This is a genomic window from Sphingobacterium sp. WM, assembly GCF_029542465.1.
In the GTDB taxonomy this organism is placed as follows: Bacteria; Bacteroidota; Bacteroidia; order Sphingobacteriales; family Sphingobacteriaceae; genus Sphingobacterium; species Sphingobacterium cellulitidis.
In genome coordinates, this window is sequence record NZ_CP120709.1 from 4,135,277 (window position 1) to 4,154,518 (window position 19,242).

18 protein-coding genes are annotated in these 19,242 nt (G+C 42.3%); 4 read left to right on the top strand and 14 right to left on the bottom strand.

Annotated features, from left to right (window positions below; translation table 11 throughout):
- Nucleotides 1–98: 98 nt before the first annotated feature.
- The 10 genes from PZ892_RS17515 to PZ892_RS17560 all read right to left on the bottom strand — a co-directional run bounded on the left by PZ892_RS17515 (nucleotide 99) and on the right by PZ892_RS17560 (nucleotide 9,695).
- Nucleotides 99–374, bottom strand: coding sequence for a hypothetical protein (locus PZ892_RS17515; RefSeq protein ID WP_182497685.1), 276 nt, complete (start codon nucleotides 372–374; stop codon nucleotides 99–101).
- A gap of 407 nt (nucleotides 375–781) precedes the next feature.
- Nucleotides 782–1,060: a hypothetical protein gene (locus PZ892_RS17520; RefSeq protein WP_141202138.1), complete on the bottom strand. Its 279-nt coding sequence runs from the start codon at nucleotides 1,058–1,060 to the stop codon at nucleotides 782–784.
- 141 nt (nucleotides 1,061–1,201) lie between these two features.
- The gene (locus tag PZ892_RS17525; protein WP_277711745.1) at nucleotides 1,202–1,438 is read right to left on the bottom strand and encodes a glycoside hydrolase family protein; all 237 of its coding nucleotides are present in this window, start codon (nucleotides 1,436–1,438) and stop codon (nucleotides 1,202–1,204) included.
- A 454-nt stretch (nucleotides 1,439–1,892) separates the two neighbouring features.
- Nucleotides 1,893–2,876: a transposase gene (locus PZ892_RS17530; RefSeq protein ID WP_233449869.1), complete on the bottom strand. Its 984-nt coding sequence runs from the start codon at nucleotides 2,874–2,876 to the stop codon at nucleotides 1,893–1,895.
- Nucleotides 2,869–3,222: a transposase gene (locus tag PZ892_RS17535; RefSeq protein WP_094258934.1), complete on the bottom strand. Its 354-nt coding sequence runs from the start codon at nucleotides 3,220–3,222 to the stop codon at nucleotides 2,869–2,871. The genes PZ892_RS17530 and PZ892_RS17535 overlap by 8 nt, the downstream gene beginning before the upstream one ends.
- Before the next feature lie 554 nt (nucleotides 3,223–3,776).
- Nucleotides 3,777–6,176: an ABC transporter permease gene (locus tag PZ892_RS17540; RefSeq protein ID WP_094258330.1), complete on the bottom strand. Its 2,400-nt coding sequence runs from the start codon at nucleotides 6,174–6,176 to the stop codon at nucleotides 3,777–3,779.
- Between the two features lie 27 nt (nucleotides 6,177–6,203).
- On the bottom strand, nucleotides 6,204–6,602 hold the full coding sequence (locus PZ892_RS17545) for a nuclear transport factor 2 family protein (protein ID WP_094258331.1): 399 nt from the start codon (nucleotides 6,600–6,602) through the stop codon (nucleotides 6,204–6,206).
- Nucleotides 6,603–6,612: 10 nt separating this feature from the next.
- Complete coding sequence (locus PZ892_RS17550; protein WP_277711747.1) at nucleotides 6,613–7,770, bottom strand: hypothetical protein; 1,158 nt, start codon at nucleotides 7,768–7,770, stop codon at nucleotides 6,613–6,615.
- Nucleotides 7,751–9,067: an OmpA family protein gene (locus PZ892_RS17555; protein ID WP_094258333.1), complete on the bottom strand. Its 1,317-nt coding sequence runs from the start codon at nucleotides 9,065–9,067 to the stop codon at nucleotides 7,751–7,753. Before PZ892_RS17555 ends, PZ892_RS17550 begins: the two co-directional genes overlap by 20 nt.
- Before the next feature lie 121 nt (nucleotides 9,068–9,188).
- On the bottom strand, nucleotides 9,189–9,695 hold the full coding sequence (locus tag PZ892_RS17560; RefSeq protein WP_141202140.1) for a hypothetical protein: 507 nt from the start codon (nucleotides 9,693–9,695) through the stop codon (nucleotides 9,189–9,191).
- A 386-nt stretch (nucleotides 9,696–10,081) separates the two neighbouring features.
- On the opposite strand from PZ892_RS17560, the gene PZ892_RS17565 reads away from it, so the two are divergent.
- The 3 genes from PZ892_RS17565 to PZ892_RS17575 all read left to right on the top strand — a co-directional run bounded on the left by PZ892_RS17565 (nucleotide 10,082) and on the right by PZ892_RS17575 (nucleotide 13,991).
- Complete coding sequence (locus tag PZ892_RS17565) at nucleotides 10,082–10,651, top strand: carboxypeptidase regulatory-like domain-containing protein (RefSeq protein WP_182497687.1); 570 nt, start codon at nucleotides 10,082–10,084, stop codon at nucleotides 10,649–10,651.
- Nucleotides 10,648–11,433, top strand: a complete 786-nt coding sequence (locus PZ892_RS17570) for a hypothetical protein (RefSeq protein ID WP_094258336.1) — start codon at nucleotides 10,648–10,650, stop codon at nucleotides 11,431–11,433. The genes PZ892_RS17565 and PZ892_RS17570 overlap by 4 nt, the downstream gene beginning before the upstream one ends.
- A gap of 131 nt (nucleotides 11,434–11,564) precedes the next feature.
- Nucleotides 11,565–13,991, top strand: a complete 2,427-nt coding sequence (locus PZ892_RS17575) for an outer membrane beta-barrel protein (RefSeq protein WP_094258337.1) — start codon at nucleotides 11,565–11,567, stop codon at nucleotides 13,989–13,991.
- Nucleotides 13,992–14,151: 160 nt separating this feature from the next.
- Here the strand turns inward: PZ892_RS17575 and PZ892_RS17580 are convergent, their stop codons facing one another.
- Together PZ892_RS17580 and PZ892_RS17585 are read right to left on the bottom strand one after the other, a co-directional pair.
- Complete coding sequence (locus PZ892_RS17580) at nucleotides 14,152–14,946, bottom strand: hypothetical protein (RefSeq protein WP_094258338.1); 795 nt, start codon at nucleotides 14,944–14,946, stop codon at nucleotides 14,152–14,154.
- A 122-nt stretch (nucleotides 14,947–15,068) separates the two neighbouring features.
- Entirely contained in the window at nucleotides 15,069–15,788 is a 720-nt protein-coding gene (locus PZ892_RS17585) for a LytTR family DNA-binding domain-containing protein (protein WP_094258339.1), read from the bottom strand.
- Nucleotides 15,789–15,921: 133 nt separating this feature from the next.
- On the opposite strand from PZ892_RS17585, the gene PZ892_RS17590 reads away from it, so the two are divergent.
- Entirely contained in the window at nucleotides 15,922–16,542 is a 621-nt protein-coding gene (locus PZ892_RS17590) for a cyclic nucleotide-binding domain-containing protein (RefSeq protein ID WP_094258340.1), read from the top strand.
- On the opposite strand, the gene PZ892_RS17595 is transcribed toward PZ892_RS17590, so the two are convergent.
- Both PZ892_RS17595 and PZ892_RS17600 read right to left on the bottom strand, forming a co-directional pair.
- Nucleotides 16,521–17,150: a response regulator transcription factor gene (locus tag PZ892_RS17595; RefSeq protein ID WP_277711748.1), complete on the bottom strand. Its 630-nt coding sequence runs from the start codon at nucleotides 17,148–17,150 to the stop codon at nucleotides 16,521–16,523. The two genes, PZ892_RS17590 and PZ892_RS17595, sit on opposite strands and share 22 nt — an antisense overlap.
- 100 nt (nucleotides 17,151–17,250) lie before the next feature.
- Nucleotides 17,251–19,146, bottom strand: a complete 1,896-nt coding sequence (locus PZ892_RS17600) for an ATP-binding protein (protein ID WP_277711749.1) — start codon at nucleotides 19,144–19,146, stop codon at nucleotides 17,251–17,253.
- Between the last annotated feature and the right edge of the window lie 96 nt (nucleotides 19,147–19,242).

Consider the following 19,242-nt stretch of genomic DNA (forward strand, 5'->3'; position numbering starts at 1 on the left):
AGTGGCTTAACTGCTAGTACTGTCTTATGTAAAATTCTAACAGGTATTAAAAATAGTTGTGCTATATAAACATAATTTGCAATATTCGTTCCAAAATCTCACTTCCTCCTCCCAATACCAAAGAACCACCACGCACCCACAATCAACACAATGAGTATTGCTACTACCCATCCAATTTTATTGACGAATATTGCCCCTTTATCCGGTGTACTGGTCCTTTCCTCGGACTGCTTCTTTTCTTCTTTATTTCCTTTTTCTTCAGCGACACTGTCTGCCTTCTGATCCAAAGTATTCTTTATATCATTAGCAATATTCTTAGCTTCATTGCTGTTCCTTCTTGCCTTTTGAATTATACTGTAAGCTTGATACGTCATAGAGCCATCAGGATTGATTTTAATCTCGGTCCACTTAGTTGGATAAACCTTTGTGCTTTCATCGCTTTGGACGCTTGATTTTACATCAGTTTTGGATCAGTCCACATGCTCCTATTTGGTGTCCGCACTGCCCTTGATATCTTTACTCATCTCTATGATAGCTAGGGTTTTATCACTATCTTTGACTTCTTGAAAAGTCCGTACCCAGTCAGTAGAGCGCAGACCATTGCCATTAAAATTAATCTCATAACTGTTCGATCATCTGTGAAATTCTATCTAGCTTATTAGAAATCGTGTCGAGTTTGATAACAATGTTTCAATAGTCTCAGCCAGTCCATTCCTTTTGCTTGGTTCGCTCTTTGGATGATAGCTCACGCTTATCACAAAGAACACTAATACAAACCAACTCATTTCTTTGCACTTTTCCTTAGTTTCTGCTGTTGAACAACACTATCAACACGAATTGCAGCACTGTCCACTTTGGTAGCGGCTTCATTTATCCTGTCAACTGCAGGCGTGACATGCTTCCTTACTTCCTCGATCATCTGCTGGTAAAGCCCGTCCTGGCTCTGGATCATCTTGACGTTCTGGCTGTCGCCCCTATCGGTTACCCAATAGAGGACAAACCAGAATACAGACACCACAACCATCAATGCATAGGTAACAGGATGGCTAACTATTTGCATGAAAGTTGGCTGTTTGCTACCTTTTGGTTGTGCCTATTGCTCTTTTTCTAACTCATTCATCTCCTAACTTACTGAATTATAAATCCGCTTCTGCTTTTCTCCTTCTTACCAATCCTGCAAACACCTTTCTCCCGGCCTTATTCAATTCCCGAATTCCTCAACGATGGAAGGATCGTTTGGGTTTATTTTGAGCATCTTCAATAATGTAGACTTGCCAAGGTTTTTCGCTCCCTGATTAAAGGAAAAGCTCACCAAGGCATCGAACTGGTTCTGTGTCAACTGCACACGGACGAGCCTGTTTACATCATTCTCATATCCCTTCAGGATATCCTTCAGCATACATGTAGCCCGATGTTCGGTCAATGGTCTGTCTTGCATCGTTACCTTTCACTTATCGGGCAGATAGTATGTGAAACCATATCCAATGGTAGGAATACCAATCGGATCACTGTACGGGTTTGGGTCAATGCCAATCCCTTTTCTCTTGTTTTCATTTTAATTTCCTATCTTTAAATCCTTGTAGTTTATCATTACAAAAATTGGTTATAGCCCAATGGTGTCCATGCTGTTGGGCTTTTTATTTCCCTATATCTAAAAGATTAATTATCTTCAAATAATTCATTCAAACACACTTTGTATCTTTGTTTAACCCGATGGTAATTCTGATTCCATCGGGTTATTTGTCTTTATTGTTATTTTATTTAACTTCATAACATCATTATATTTAAACTAGCTAACATTTGGCCCAATGGTTTCCGGTATTCATTGGGCTTTTTAATTGCCTGACAGTTCATAACAGGGATCATACCGAAAGTTTGGGGGGTTAAGATTTTTAAGCATACAATTTCATCACTCTGTACAGGAAGAATGTTGTGTCCCTAACGCCACGGAAGACGCTCCTGAAAGCTTTGAGTTTTGCATTGAATGATTCTGCCGATGCATTAGTACTTCTGTTGTCGAAGTAATGGAGAATGTATTGATGATGAGCTGCAATTGATCTTGCTACGCTCTCAAAGGAAGCAATGCCCGCATTCTCAACCTGATTATGCCACAGGCCTAGTTTGGTAAATGCGACCTTTTTGTCCCGGCATTTGTTGAAGATGTCTCCTAAGGCAATTCCAAGATCATAAGCCTGTTTTAGCTTAGGAAACCGCATGAACAGCAATTCAGCCCGGTTTTTTTGGCTTTCTGACCATCGGCTGGGATGCTTGAACAAAAGGTATCTGGATCTAGCCAACAGCTGTTTGAGCGTATCACCATTAGGCAATAATTCCGGTTCATATGGGATTCCTCGCTTTCGCGACTCCATTATCTTCTTGCTTTCTGCATCCAACACCTCCCAACGATATTTGATACGGAGTTCCTGTACGGCATCATAGGCTAACTTTTGGACATGGAACCGATCGACCACACGTCTAGCGTTCCTGAAACATCTACGGATAGCCTTGGCCATGTTGGGAGCCATATCCATGGTCACCTCCTTTACCTTATTCCTTGATCGCAAGGGTATTCGCTCAAGAACAGCTATGATATCCTCAGCCTTTGTGCCTTTAATAGTTGCTAGGATCGTTCCTTTACGCCCTTTTGCCGATTTACTGCTAACAATGGTATATAATTCACCGTTGCTAAAGCTGGTCTCATCGATGCTCAGGTGTTCCGAGATGTTTTCAGGGAACAATGTCCAGCTCTCTGCATGCGGCTTTTGGTCCCAATCATGGAAATCACTGAGGTGATTCTTGTATTGATCCTGTAGTTGCTTGCCGTCCATCTGGAAGAACAGACCTACCAATTGGGCGCTTACAGGATAGCTATCCAAATATCTTCTTTAAAAAAAGCCCGAATTCCGTAGTCATTCGAGCGCCCTCACGCACTAGGTTCCAATCTCTTGTGATGATATCTCCGGTATCCAGTACCGTCCAGCGACGGCGACGGATATGTAGCGTAACTTTCTGGCCTCGAATGGGAAAGTCTGAAATCTCGGTGGAAGGCATAAAACCCTTTGACTCCAACTTGCTGTTCTCATAACCTGTCGGAGCAATATTAAGTTCATCTAAATAAATATGGAGTTGATTGTCGACCTGATCGACTTCTAAGATCTGGAAGTATTCCAAAAGCCCTTCGGGCATCAATAAGGATAGTAATTTACGTTCGGCTTCTTGCAAGGGATATCTGTATTAAAGACGCTAAACTAAGAAATTTCTAACACTCCCCCCAAGAATTCAGCTTGATCCCATAACAGTTGATATATTTTATTTCCACATATTTATCTAAGATTTAAAAGGTAATAATTTGATTTAGCCCGGTGGAGTATATATGACATCGGGTTTATTATGCCCCTTTCGAGATAGTGGCTTGTTTGATTAAACATCATAAGTGCTTAAAATTCTTGATACATGATGTCCTCCAGTTCGACCAGTAGACTCTTGGCAGTCACAGGTCCAATCCCTAGGACCGACCGTAACAGTTCGTAGTTCTGGGCATGCCTGGGCTCGCGCATCATCTGACGAAGTACCCGGTTTATCTGGAGCAGCAATTCCACTTCATTATTTAAGTAAATTTCCAGAAAAAAAGTAGAGTTAATATTCGATAACCTTAAAGATTATTAAAAGCAATTGCTTTTAATAATAAATTATCTTGATTGTTTCGAGCCCACACACAGAACAGGGATCCCATTTCTTAGTTTATTTAGGGCTTTGCTCCAAAATTAATAGCATAATCAAATTCTCAAACATTCAACAGGATTTGCAGTAGCTGCACGAAAGGTTTGCCAGAAAATGGTGAAGAATGCTATCAGAAATACGATTATTGCAGCAATTCCCATCATCCACCATTCTATTTGTATCCTATATGCATAAATCTGCAACCAAGAGTTCAGGAGTATCCAGGCCAAGGGGGCAGAAATTGCAAATGCCAAGACGACCAACTTAATGAAATCCGACGAAATGAGTCTTATCACGCGCCAGACCGATGCACCCAAGACCTTTCGGATTCCAATCTCCTTAGCCCTCCTGGCAGTGGCAGACAATGCCAATGCAAAAAGCCCCATACAAGAAATGACGATGGCAATACCAGTGCCTATCATTACGATCTTTGAAAATGTCCGGTCCTTTCTATATAAATTATTTGCATTCTCATCAAGATAAGATGCGGGAATGTCCGCAGTTGGATTCACCTCTTTCCATATCTTCCAAATAATCTCCATCGATTTTGGAAGAAAGTCCGTATCCACCTTGACAAAAAGGTACTCAATATCAGATACATTTCGATTAATGGAAAGGCTCAATGGCTCAACTTTCTTCCGGAGGTGCTGAAAGTGAAAGTCATCGACTACTCCTATAACCTTACTCCCTTTATTTAGCGCAATATTTTTTCCTAAAATTCGCTTAATACCGCCCATCTGCTCTGCCATCTTTCTATTAATAATTATAGAAGAAGTATCTGTTGACATGTTACGTTCGAAATCACGCCCCGCAAGTAACTTTATTTCTAGAGTTTTGAGAAAATCGTAATCTACACGCATAAAATTGGTGCTGTAATCCTTATTTTCATGTGAAAACTTTAAAATGCTACTTCTCAAGGTCCCATCGCTGCCCAGTCCCAAGTTAGCATCTGATGCACTCACAGCTTTTACCCAAGTATACCTGGAGAGCTCCGCGCGCATCCTCTCCAATGCCTGTTCTTTGTCAATTCCCTTACCTATCGGAATGCTGATCACCTCTGATGTATTGTAGCCTAGGGAATGGCTTGAAAGATATTCAACCTGTGAACTGACAACAATTGCAGAGATAATAAATAGTACTGATATGGAAAATTGAAATATAGTCAGTACCCTCTGAAGCCTGGATGATTTATGGTTAACCTCTCCCCTTAAAGATTCTTTCGCATTCAACCCAGCAATTTTGATTCCAGGATAACCGCTAGCCAGCAGGGTGACCGACATAAAAACACCGGTAAACAAGATTAGGGTTTGGGGAGATAACAAATCCAATAGTCTGAGCCGGTAGTTTAAAATTGCATTGTATTCAGGAAGGATCAGCCAAGCAAAAAATAGACCGAAGGTCAAAGATAGGACGCATACAAAAAACGTTTCAAACCATAATTGGATTGCTATATTTTTGGGAGTTGCTCCCAGAATCTTTCGAGTACCGATCTCCCTGCTGCGTTGAAGGGATCCAGAAAGGGTAAGACTGACGAAATTCATACAAGCAGATATCATGATGAGCCCCGCCACAATAAGCAAGATCCAGGGATAAAAGGATGGGGGACCACCCGAAATACCGTAACTGTTGAGATGATAGTCCCTTATGGAAATCATATTGAGAGAAAACGGGTTACCCAGTTCATCCGGATTTCCTCCTGAGTTCTTCAGCCTAACGATCTCATCCTTGTAATGAAGTTCGGTGAACGCTCTGGTATCTCTAGCAAAATCACTATCCATTACGGTTCTATTCCGAAGCTTTACGATAACATCATGGTTTTGTGCAGCCCAATTATCCCTTTCCGCGATATAATCTGGTTTAAGTTCAAACCTTAGGAGTGAACTGAAGCGAATACTCGAATTTTGCGGAATTTCGCCAAGGACAGCTGAAATGACCTTCTGCTCCCAAGTTCCGTTAATGTTGACGTTAACCACCCTTCCAAGTACCTCGACAGATCCAAACAGGTTACGTGCCATGGTTTCCTCTAGCACTATATTCCCAATATCAATCAATGCATTTTTATCCCCTGCAATTACAGGAAAGGAAAATATGGACAAGAATTCATCGTCAACATACCTGCTAGTAGACACCAATTCCTTGTCTCCATTCTTTAAAAGAATGCTTCCGCTGGCAATCCGGCTGATGTATTCAATTCCGGTTATCTCAGCCTTAAGAGCAGGGGCCAAGGGAGCTGCCATCGAAGAATTATATTTTACGCCATTCTTATCGTAACTCTTACTATATAACCATCCAATACGATTCGCGTCTTCATGAAAGCTATCGTAGGACATTTCAAACCTGGCTGTCAAGAAAAGTAATATAGCCGTCGCAAATGCCACCGACATTCCCACAAGGTGAACGACGCTCACCATTCCACGTTTTAGTATGCTTCGTAAAATAAACCTTAAATTTACCATTTCAGTAATTTATCAGTTCTTAAAAGATCAGTCTGCAACCATGGCCTGAGCAATCCAGTAAGTATCCGTAAATTGATTGAATTCGGAAATTCTTCCTTCATGGATTTTGTATTCACCAATAAACGGCACTTTGAAAGCCTTCTGGGTCAACCTATGAATCCCGGAATAATACCCTTTCACAAAAACCGTATCACCATCAGCAAAAAACTCGTTGGCAACAGACTGCCAGTCCATCCATTCAGAGCGCAGGTCCGCAAAAACATGTCCGAGCACTTCGGAGATTCCGAGACATCTGCGACTTCCGGGAAATCCGTCCATCTGGTTCCACTGAATATCTTGAGATAACAATTGAATAATGTGGCTATCGTTTCCATCGTTAAAAGAACTGTAGAGTTCCCTGACAAGAGCTATATTTTTTTGTTTCATTCCGTTTTAATCAATTTTTATATGGCAAGAACTGGATCGGATAGGAACGGATGATAATTGGATCGCTTTCGAGATGGATCATTTTACCATTCTTCCAATAACAACCTTTTCCGAACTGTTCACCTCCTACGTAAATATCCCCATTTATCCGTTGTAGAAAAGAAGCCTTGGTGAATGACAGCTGTGGATCTGTTTCTAGTTCAGTCCTGTTAACGGGTATTTCCCCCAGGTCACTCTGCGTATCGATCCGGAAATAAAAGGCTCGGTTGGCACTTCTTTCCCAACCAGGTACAAAAAGTATATTACCCTCCATCAATCCCTTTCCAAAACTATATCTTTCGCTAGGTAGATTTAGTACATGGCGTAAAACTTTTCTTGTCTCAGGGTCTAGGCTAAATAATACGTACGAAGGCTTTTTATCATCATTCCCAACAGCACTCACTAACAGCACCAACCTTCCCATCTGGTTATAGTAAGCCGAATGGACGTACAGCTCCCCATACCCGGTCAGATCGACCATTATCTTCTCAATGCCACGATACTGGTGGGAAAGACTAACTTCTATGGCGCCGTGTAGGTATGTGGCCTTGAGCGATACCAATCCCGTTGGGGTTTTGAAAATTGCAAATGATATATCCGTGGGCATCTTCACCATCTCAATCCCCAACAAATTATCAATCTTATATATGTAACTGATGTTTCGATTCCCCGTTGTCTTGGAGGAAGCGTAAAGATAGAGGTTGCCGTGGGCATCGGTATGATAAGCATACAGGTATTCCTCTCGATCTGTCATCAGCGTAAGGCGCACTACATCGGAAAGTATTTTTTTCCCATCATAAGTAAATAAAACTACCCTTGTCCTTCCATCTATTAGCTCAGTGCCAAAATAGACCATATTGCGGCCACCGACGGTGTGGAGAGCATGGGCGCCACTAAGCCAGATCTTATCATGATTGAACGGAATAAATGTCGTTTTACTTCCACCTTCAGCCATCCAAATGGTGGGAATTCCATTAGAAGTTGTTTTGGTGCTCGCTGCCCCTAGAACATCGATCTTTAAATCTTCCTCCTTTGAAGGTTTATGATCCGGTCGACTACATCCAAAAAGTATGACTACATAAAAAATAAATATTACATTCCTGAACATCTCATTTCTTAATAAATTCAACCCTTCTGTTCTGGGCCCGACCAGATGCCGTCGCATTTTCGGAGACCGGTTCTGTCTCCCCTTTACCAGAGGTAATCAGCCTTTCTCCATTAATTGCGGAAGTTGTCACAATCCAATCTTTTACCGCTTCTGCACGCTTTTGACTAAGCACGAAATTGCTCGTCTCATCTCCAGCAGCATCGGTGTGACCCACAATATTGAGATGGATCTCTGCTTCCTGCTCTAGAAAGGCAGCAATTGATCTCAATATCCCAGCAGATTCTGGTTTTATGGAAGCCGAACCGCTTTCGAACAAAATACCCGTGGTAACAAATCTACCTTCATTAAGGAGTTTTTGTCTGGGATCGGCCATGCCCTTTGCAATCTTTATATTACCTATAAAAACACCGACCTGCTCATCCTTATAGGGACTGCTGCCCAAGCGCAAGAACAGCTGATTCATGGTTCCATCCTTGGCTATCCCTTTAGGGACATCATAAATCTTTTGGCCATCGACCCAGATACGCAAACGCTCCTTTTGACCCTGGATCGCTACATGGACCGGCCTGCCATACCAACTCTTTACGGCAGAATTCCTCTCGGGAGCGCTGTGGAAATGACGAACATACCCAACATGGCTCTCCAGATTGATATTCCCCGCGTCCGAGAGAGGCGAGATCTCCATATAGAACGATTTTGTCCCTTTGGGATCGATTAGCAGTTTGTTTGAAACCGGCGAATCTTTCCCTGATGCAAGAAGACCAAACTGGAACGATGGTGGCAGCCACCCCTTGAAGTCGATGTCCAGCACTAAATCAAACTCGACTGTAAAATCAATTCCTAAAGAGTTTTCATTATCAGTTAAGGACACGCTGTTCTGAGCCAACCTAAGCCATTTTCCAGGAATTCCGTCCAGAGATACGATTACCGAGCTCCTGTTGCTGTTCCATCCTGAGGGAAGCTCGCCTAGAGCTTCGGATCCAAAGTCGTTGGCATATAAGACGGTATCGCCGGGGATGAAATCGTACTTACTGAACGACCCTATGCGCTTGGCTACTTCTTCAGTCTTATTCATAGATTCCCCTGAATCCTCCTCTCCATTTTTGGATCTGCCTTTTACCGCAGATTCGACTACCTTGTCCATGCCCTTTTCCAATGCCTTCTCGGTCTGCTCAAGTACTTTCCGAGTTGCCGTATTCTCTACCTTACCTTTTATTTTTTTTAATATGGACTGGGCACTTGCTTCCATGGATAGGCAAGCGAGTATACTGATCCAAGTCATTGATACTATAAATGGTTTTGATATTGGAATTTTCATATGATTATGATATTAATGGTCCTTAGAAGACAAAAATATAATGGATCTGGTTGGACAAACAACCTTTTCGATCAACGGCTCTAATTTTCCAATAAATGTACTCTCAGGGAGACCAACATGATTATAATTTAAATGCAACTCCCACGTTCAGCACCGTAACACCATAACCAAGCTCAGCAAATGCGCCTACCTTTTGCGAAGCCCAATATCTAGTTCCGATATGAACGCCCCACATAAATCCTCCAGCGGATGCGGAAACGGGCTGAGATCCATCTCCCGACCACTTCACAGATGCCACGTTATAACCTAGCATCACACCACCATACGGATCGAACCTTTCTGAATTTACCTTCAGGTGGTAGGATCCTCTTCCAGCAGCCAAGATATAGCTATATTTCCATTCACCAGATTCGTTATAGCTTTCCTTCTTTCTAGCGTAGGCAAGATATCCTCCAACACTAATTCGGTTAGAGACAGCATGCTCATAACTAACCCCTACAGGGATACCCAAGCCTCCTCCAATGCCCACACCGGCATTTAATAACTTGTCGCCTTTATTAAAAGACTGCGCAAAAGAATTGCTACCACCCAGCAGCAGGAAAATTGCAGCCGCTCCGATTGTTTTCATTTTATTCATATTTTATTAATTATTTAAGATTTAAATTTCACTCTTCAGCAAAGGGATTACCCAAGTTGACTTTGCAAATTTATCGTGATTCAGACCGCAATAATTAAGTACTACTACCTAACATGAAATTTACGTAGCCTATGACCGATCCTCATTGAATTCATTTCATTTAAGTGTTACTACTGAGGTCTGTTTTTTAAGAAATACTACTCTAAAAATCAAGTATTAGTAAGTCTACTTTTGTTATTATGAGAATCTTCTATCTATTATTTTTGGCCTCCGCTCTGGGGTGCGGCAAAAGGGACATAGCCCCCGAAAATACCGGAAAGGTCAGTGGAACAGTAAGGGACCAGGCTGGTTCAACGATACCGGGGGTACAGATCATCGTGGACAATAGTATATTTTTCAACAGCAACTTGTCCACAAAAACGACACCTGAAGGGAACTATACTCTGCCCCTACCAAAAACCGGAAGCTGGTATGCATTTGCAATCCACAAAATACAGTTTAACGGAAAGATCTATCAATGCTATTTACATCCCCAGGAACCAACGGGGTTTGGACCAGAGGGTGCTGTCCGTAATTTCACATGGAAGCTCTCCGGTCAGAAAGCAGCTCCTTTAACTGGAAATTATGGGGGAACGGTAACCATCGATAACTTTCCGGGAATCTATCTGGAAACTGACAAGATCAAGTTTACCCTTACACCACAGGGCAACCTAATTGATGGTTCACAGGGACAGATCTTGGAAAGGTACGCTACAGACGGACATCAAATTCTAGATGTCCCCATCGGCCGATATAAGATCACCGCCCGCTATAATAGCCAAACCCTGAAACTCCGCAGATGGAACACCGAGGATAGCTTTGCAACCGAACTAATCCTTGACTTTGAGCCGCAGATTCCCGCTCAATGCGACAATTGTTTTAAGTTAGAATATAATACAAAACCATGATAAAAAATTTATTGTACCCGGCAGCATTATTTTTGTTGTTGACATCATGCGAAAAAGACGATCCCTTTGCGCCGGAACAGCATGACCAAAAAATCGTTATTTCCCCTTCTAATGGAAACCCTGGACTTGGAGACAGCCAGGAGGAACCTTTGGGTGCGGCACTAACGCTACCGCAAGGAATCCGGATCGTAGAACGCAAATACCATCCTTTTGACCCCGACCTGCGCAAACTTTATGCTCATGCCAATTTTTTCTATGTGGACATCAATTTCGTAAACGACAGGATGCCGGGCACTCCTCCAGTCACCGTAGAACTCCCTGCCGGGCTGATCGGGGTAAGCAGGATCCACGACAAGCAGAACGGACTCAGTATAGAAAAATACCTGATCACCGTCCCGCCAACCGAACGGTACGGTGGGGGCCGGGATACAACCACAGTCTATATTGGAATGGCATGTGTGAACAAAAACAGATCCATGCCCTGGTATGATAACATCGGACCCGAACAGGTATTTCCCATATCAAGAAACAATTATCCTAAATTTATCGTTACCTCAGACCCTAGCTTGCTCAAACTTCTTGACTTGCTGAAAGGGCATCCTGGACTTAAGGTCAATGCGCATTGGGATCCTGTAGCTGCGCACGAGGAAGATTACGTAGTTCCCCAATGGATGAAGATACATAACCAGATCCAGGACGTTATCTGGGATATCACGGACGGATTTGGGCTTACCCTAGGTAAGATGACCGAGCTAATGCAAAACTTAAAACCGTATAGGTAACACCAATAAATGAATGGTTCGGGTGGAAAAATTCAGATTTATCGATAATTTCCGCCGTTTGTCAAACTTACTTAAAGTGAATTTTCCCATTTTTATATCTTTTGCCTAGAACAAAAATCCTCACAATATTCATGAAAAAAATATACCCATTATTAGCCATATTCACTTTGTTTTCAACTTGGGTTCTCGGACAGCAGATCCAGGGTCGGGTTACCGATTTGCAGAAAGTTCCAATACAAGCGGCAACAATCGAAATCTTCCAACAGGAAAATGGAAACCATATTACCACTGTAAGTTCAGACTCCTCCGGCCATTTTGTTTTCGGAAAGCTGGCTGCTGGAATATATTACCAGGTTAGAAGTAAGATGATGGGGTTTCATCCCTGGTCTAAAGATTCTATCCTGATAAAAAAAACCACAACTACAGAACTGAACATCGCGATGGAGCCCAGCTCCAGCAATTTAGCTGAGGTGACTGTAACCGCAGATAGGGCTTATATCGAAAAACGTCACGACAGAACGGTAGTAAATCCAGATATCATGTTGTCCAGTACCGGTGGCTCAGCCCTGGAGGCACTCGAAAAATCACCCGGTGTACAGCTCGATCAGAGCGGAAACATCCGTCTGTCGGGAAAATCAGGTGTTACCGTATATATTGATGACCGACCAACCAACCTTGTCGGTGAGCAGCTACGAGAATTTCTACGTACTGTTCCGGTAGCCCAGATCGACCGAATTGAACTGATGACAAATCCACCGGCAAACTATGACGCTGCGGGAAGTGGGGGAATCATCGCAATCCATACCAAAAGATATCGATCTAAAGGTTTACATGGAGGGGTGAGCATTGCCTATCAGCAAGGTAAATATGGACAGACAATCAATAATGGCGATTTCGCATTCAATACTGACAAATGGGCAATGTCGGCCACTACTTCATTTTCGACAACGAACACCTATACCGATCTGGATATTCTTCGTAAATTCGAGGGTGGACAAGCCCTCACCTCTCCCATATTTTCGCAGGATACCTGGATAAGGAGAAAAGGGACTTCCCTATCTGGCCGGCTGGGAGCGGATTATTTTATGGATGACAAGAGCACCATAGGTGTCAACTTGAACCTGAGATCCTCTCCGCTCGAACTGAAATCCTTAGGAGAAAGCCGATTTATGTCAAATCCCCAAAACCCTGACTCAACCTTAATCGCCAACAACATCGAAGACCGTACATTTTCGAACCTAGGAGCAAATATCAATTACCGTTATAAAAAACATGGATCCGGGCAAAAACTTACCATTGACCTTGATTTCCTTAAATATTCGGGTAACAACAAGCAGCATTTCGATAATTCCACCTATCTCCCCGGAGGTGAAGCAACCGCCTTCGAATCACAGCTGGGAAGGGTACCTAACGATATCCGAATCTATTCTGCAAAGGCAGATTACGTCCATCCCTTTGGCAAGACCATACATATGTCATCAGGACTCAAAACCAGCAGTACACTCACCGATAACGACGCGAACTTTTATAGAGTATTCCAAGACGACATGATTGTCGACATAGAAAAGACGAACCATTTCCGGTTCAAGGAATCTATCCACTCAGCCTTCACGAGTATTGATGGAAAATTTGGGAAATGGAGTTATCAGGCCGGCTTGCGATTTGAAGGAACCATCTCAAGTGGCCTCCTACTGGGCAATGGAACTAAGCCAGATTCTTCGTTCAACAGAAGGCACTTTGACTTTTTCCCCACCTTATACCTCCAGTACAGGCCATCAGATGAGAGCAAACATACCATAAGCCTGAATTATGGAAGACGGATAGATCGTCCACATTATGCCTGGTTGAATCCATTCGTGACCCCATTTGACAAATATACCTATTACCTAGGTACACCTTACCTAAGGCCCTCCTTCATAAATCAGACAGAGCTTTCCTATAATTTTCAGCCACTTGTCGATTTCACGCTCGCCTATGCAAATGTTAAGGACCTTATGAGCGAAACCATTCGTATCGAGGATGGAATCTATTACAGTCAGCAGGGCAATCTGGGAACCTTGACGACATTGAGCGCCACGCTCAATATTACTTATAGCCCGATAGAAAAGTTCACCCTTATCGGACATACTGCAATACATCTGCTCCATACCAAAAGTCAAATCTTTGGACAGCACCTGGATAGCAAAGGAACATTTATGTTGATCAGGCCATCACTTAGCTATAAACCTTCCGAAAAATGGACCTTCCAGGTGGACGGAGAACATCAGGGAAGTCAGGAATTCGCCCAGTTTTCCATGAAGAAACGCACCAGAGTAAATTCTGCCATCAATTTCAAAATGAATGCCGGATGTTCCTTTAATCTCGCTCTAAATGATATTTTCCACAGTGAAATCAACACTGGCGAAATAGGCTATCTTGCAGGAACCTATGCGACCTTCTCTACTCTGCGCGATTCAAGGACCCTAAGCCTTTCTTTTAGATACCGTTTTACAAAAGGTGACAAGAACGACCGTAGTTATCAGGGTGGCGGAGCCAAGAGCGAGCAGCAGCGAACATAGATAAAAAGTTCAATACAGGACAGCTTTGTCTGACCTGCCAAAGTATTATAAATGGGGGTCAGACACTGATGCCTGGTCACGGCAGCGCTCCATAAGGAAAGGGCAAAAACAATATCTCTTTACGATTTCATTTTCAATGAAAATAAGATTCCAAATACTATCAAAGGTTAAATAGTGGATCCTTTATGGTTTGACCCGGACCCAGAGGTGTGAAGGCGTTTCTTCTAAGTATTTCGATAGAATCCCTTATCCAGAGGAAGGTTCCCTTTGGATCAGTATGGTTTTCAATCTTTGATGATATGGTCAATCCCTCGGAGAGTAATATCGTATGGCCCGTATATTCTTTAGTGGAATAAAAAATGGGAGGCAGCTCAGCATTAAGGACATGTCTGAACCTGGCCGATGCAAAAGGAGACCTTTTCCTTCCAAGTTCAAATTCATGAGATACGAATCCAGCGTTTCCGATTGAAGTCACCCTTACAAGATCATCGCCAGCATAGTCCAAACGAACTTCGTGAGCAGAGCCCCCTGTTTCAAGAACTTTCATACCCACCACCTTTCCATCCTTCAATTCATAATCAATGAACTTCCTTGCTGAGACACTGTTTTCCCCCTTTTTTGATATGGAAACAACAGCACTGACTGGTTCATCATTTTTGGAATATTTTATTTCCATCTTCTGAGTTTTGTCTTCTTCTATAATTTCAATCTCATAAAGCCTTCCAAAAAAATCGTAAATAAAGTTGATAAATTCTTGTTCAGTAGGAGAACTGTAGGATACGACCCTATTTAGAAGATCATATTTCACACCAAAAGAGGAGGTATCTCCTTTTTCGAAAATAGTATAACCATTTGGCAGAGATTGAAAATAGGAAAGGGTAGGAAGATCCGTGCGACAAGATTCAAATACCAGGATCAGGCTACCCAGAATAACGAGCAATTTTAGTTTTGTCATGTTTAGGTGAAAAAATTCTACCCAAATTTCCCACAATTGGATGGAACTCTTTACCGTTGATCTACCACAAATTTATAATGCGTAAAACTACGGATATTATGTATGTTGTACATTTGACTTTATCAGAAAATGAGCTCACGGACCCTTGGGATATACTGTTTGCCTACCCCAATCTCGATCTCGCCGGTCACTAAGAGATATAATCTCCGAATATCCTTATAAAGTTCATTCACATGTTCCAGATTAACCATATAGGATCGGTGAACCCTCAAAAACTTATCCGGATCAAGCTTTTGACTTAGAACACCAATACCATGGTTACTGAGATAAGCGTTATCGTCGGCAGTATAGATCCAGGTATAGTCTCGGTCCGCTCGCAAATAGGTGATTTCAGATACATTCACTTTTTTTAATCTGCCACCTTTTTCCAAAAATATGCTCCCCGGGTATCCATTTCCATTGCCCGAAGAAATTGGTCTTGCCACTTCGGAAGAACCAATACGAACCAAAGTCCGTTTAAGATTTTCAGTACAGATAGGTCGGTGAAGGTACCCCGAGGCCCCATGATCAATTGCCCTGACGGCATCCTCTGGATTGTCAGAAATTATTACAGAAATTGGATCGTGATTGATCTTCTTAAGAACATCGAATCCTGCTAAACCGGGTAGTGATGCATTGATGAATACAACCGAAGGCTGTAAACAGTCAATAAATCGTACAGATTCCAGACCATTGCAAGTTTCATGAAATATAGCAGGATAATCCAAAGAAACGATCATTTTGCGAAGCTCCTGCCTAAATGAGACATCCCTATCTGCGATGAGTACTGATTGCTTTACCATTATTCTAAGCTTTAATAAACTATAAAAGTAGTGAACATAATAGGCGTATGGACCTGACAAATGTCAGGAATTGGCCGGCTTGAGCATTTTTGTTATATTGTATTATTATTTTCTCTTTGATATTACTAACAATATGGTTGACAGAAAACATTTCAATCAAGCATGTTATTTTGCACAGCAATATAACATTTCCTTCACCCGTGATGAGTTTGAAATCATTAGGAAAAACACACAACACATGGTATTTCCACCTCACACTGTCTTGATGGAACAAGGAAAATTAGTTAAAAAAATGTATTTCATGATCAAGGGCATTGCCCGTCTTTTCCGTGTCCAAGATGGTGTGGACCATACTCTGGGAATCGAATCGACCAATTATTTTCTCTCCACCCCACTTCTACTACAGAATGGACAAGAATCCACATGTGCCCTAGAATCACTCAGCGAAATGGAAGTCCTTGTCTGGGATCTAACCAGCGTTACGTTACTCAAGGAAGAAATCCCCAGAATGATAGCCATGGAAATGGCCATCATGGACCGCCTCCTAAATTGGCTCCAAGACAATCAGGTAGAATCAAGGTGTATGACCGCCGAAGAGCGCTACTACAAATTGATGGAAACTCAACCAAAAGTGATCCAATGTGTACCCCAGAAATACATAGCTTCCCTTTTGGGCATCCATCAGGACAGTCTGAGCCGTATAAGGAAGGGACTTGGGCAAAGAGGGTCAGATCAGATAAGCCCCCTCAAGTAGGCCTCCCTGACCAATCCTGCAGCAGTTTTGATGTTGAGCTTTTGGTTCAGGCTATGACGGTGTGACTCTACAGTACGCACACTGAGAAAGAGCCTGTCAGCGATTTCCTGATTGGAATGTTCGTGAGCGATCAGTGCTAATATTTCACATTCGCGGTTTGTTAGCTTCACGTTCAACGCAGCATTCCTTCCCGTAATAGCTAGATTTATTATTGATCGCTCGATCTCCCTATCAATAAACTGTTTGCCGGATATTACGCTATTAATTGCTTCAACAAGCCCCTGCTGATCAGTTCCCTTCAAAAGATAGCCCATTGCACCATTCCTCATCATCTTCCTTACGTAAAGGACCTCGTCATGATTTGTAAGGGCAATAATAGGTAACTCAGGACATTTCTCAAGCACACTTGAACAGAGTGCTGTACCTTCGATGTCAGGGAGCTCAATATCGAGCAAAAGTACATCTGGAACGGTTGTTCCCAATGCAGAAAGAAGGTCTTCTCCATTATGGGCTTTTAGCACAACCTCAAACTGCCCGAATGTGTCCAACATCTGCACAAGACCTTCTATGATTAGGGGGTGGTCATCCACAATTCCAATTGTTGTCATATATTTTATTTTTCTACAAAGTAAATTATCTTCCAAATTTCTTTATACCGTACTTCTACCCAGAAAAGAAATTACCGTATGTTACCTCATTCCATATATATTATTGGGAAGTGATCTCAATATAGATTGTTGTACCCTGACCAGGCGAAGAATGGATTTCAATTGTTCCGCCAACGTTTGAAACCCTGCACGTAAGGCCGCTTAATCCCAATCCCTTCCCCGAGAGCGTATTTTTGTTAAAACCTATGCCATTGTCCTCAACCGTTATCCTCAAGATATTGCTGCTTCCCTCAAGCTGCACAATCCCTTCGGTTGCTCCTGAATGTTTGATAATATTGGTGACAGCCTCTTGAACAGTTCTATACAGCGTCAATTCTACGGTTCGGTCAAACTTGGGAACATCGCCAATAAGATAAAAATCTATGGAAAGTTCACCGCCTTTTACTCGTTGGCAGAAAGATTCTATTGCACAAGCAAGTCCTTCTCTAAGTAGAAATTCGGGTGCGAGATTGTGGGATATGTTTCTGATCTCCCGGACGGCCACTTCTATCAGCTCACCGATTTCAAACAGTGCCCTTTTCTCCTGGCCAGTTACGTTCGCATTGTGAACCTTTATTTTCGTCGCGGAAAGTATACTGGCAACTCCATCATGTAATTCCTTTGCGGTTCGTTCCCTCTCCATTTCCTCGCCATTAAGCTGTGCTTCCAGCAGATGTCTCTCGTAATTTAATTTCAACCTCTTTCGCTTTTGGATTCCCACTAAGCGCATAAATATTAAGCCCCAGGAAAGTAAAACAGCTATAGAAATGGAAATAGTAACCCACTTGCTATTTCGCTCAATAACCGTATTTTGCTTAGCAATCACAAGATCCCTTTCGGCAATAATCTTACGGTTTTCCATGGTTCTGTATTTCAGTTCAAGTTCCTGAATCGAGCGATGAGTCTCCCTATCCTTGAGGGAATCGGCCAAGGATCGGTACATCTTGAGCAATTCAAGTGCCTCTCTAAATTTCCCTATTCCTTCTTTGATTTCAGAACCTGAAAGGTAAAGCTCAAGGAGCTGTGATTTAGGTAATTGTTCCTTGCCAAGTTCTATTGCTTTGTGATAATAGCTTTCCGCTAGGGCGAAATTTCCCATGTCTTTGTTGACCAAGGACATTCCTGACAGAACATAAACCTCATTTCCTGGAAATTCATTGGACAAAAGGGCTCCCGCTTTCCTGAAACTCTGCAAAGATTTATTATACTTTTTCTGCATACGGTAGATATCACCAAGATTATTATGGGCTTTAATCTCCATCTGTATATCACCATGTTTCAACGCGATTTCCATTAATCGAAGGGCATGCCGCTCTGCAGAATCAAAATCCCTGGACATTGCCTCGGCCACCACGATGTTGACCAGACTCCTGCCCATAGCTAATGTGTCATTTAACTTTTGAGCGAGCTTATGTGATTCCCAAGCATATTCAAGCCCCTTTTTAACATCATTCAGATCAAGCATAAGAGAACTTAGGTTGTTATAATATTTCCGACGATCGGATAAGTCCCGATGGCTTGGATGTTTGATTCCAGAGGATATTTCTAATCCCTTTACCAAGTTTTCAGCTGCATTTTCCAATTTCCCCATTGCCTGATACTGCAGAGAAATGTTGTTATAGGCTGCCGCAGCCCTTGCCTTGTTCTTCATTTTCAAGCTTAAACCTAGCGATTGTTGGGCAAAAGATAACGCTTCAATATAGCGAAGTTGTTCATACAAAAAGACGCTGTAATTACCCAAAGCCAATAGCCTGCCAGTATCATAATTTATTAGCTTGGAAAGCTTGTTTGCCTGGTTGAAATAATATTCAGCTGAATCCGTCCTTCCAACCCTCTGCATTTCTTTTGCCTGATCAATAAAATTCAATACCGCAGTGGTATCCCTGGCGAAGACACTGCCTTGTGATAACATCATCATTAAGGTCATAAAAATGAATAAAGGTTTACTAAGTATCATTTCAAACAAGGTAAAATGGTTCGTCCAGCAATGTTATAAATGGTTTCTACGTGATTGTACGTAATCTGCAGATCTAGGCATTTGTTCGAGGATATG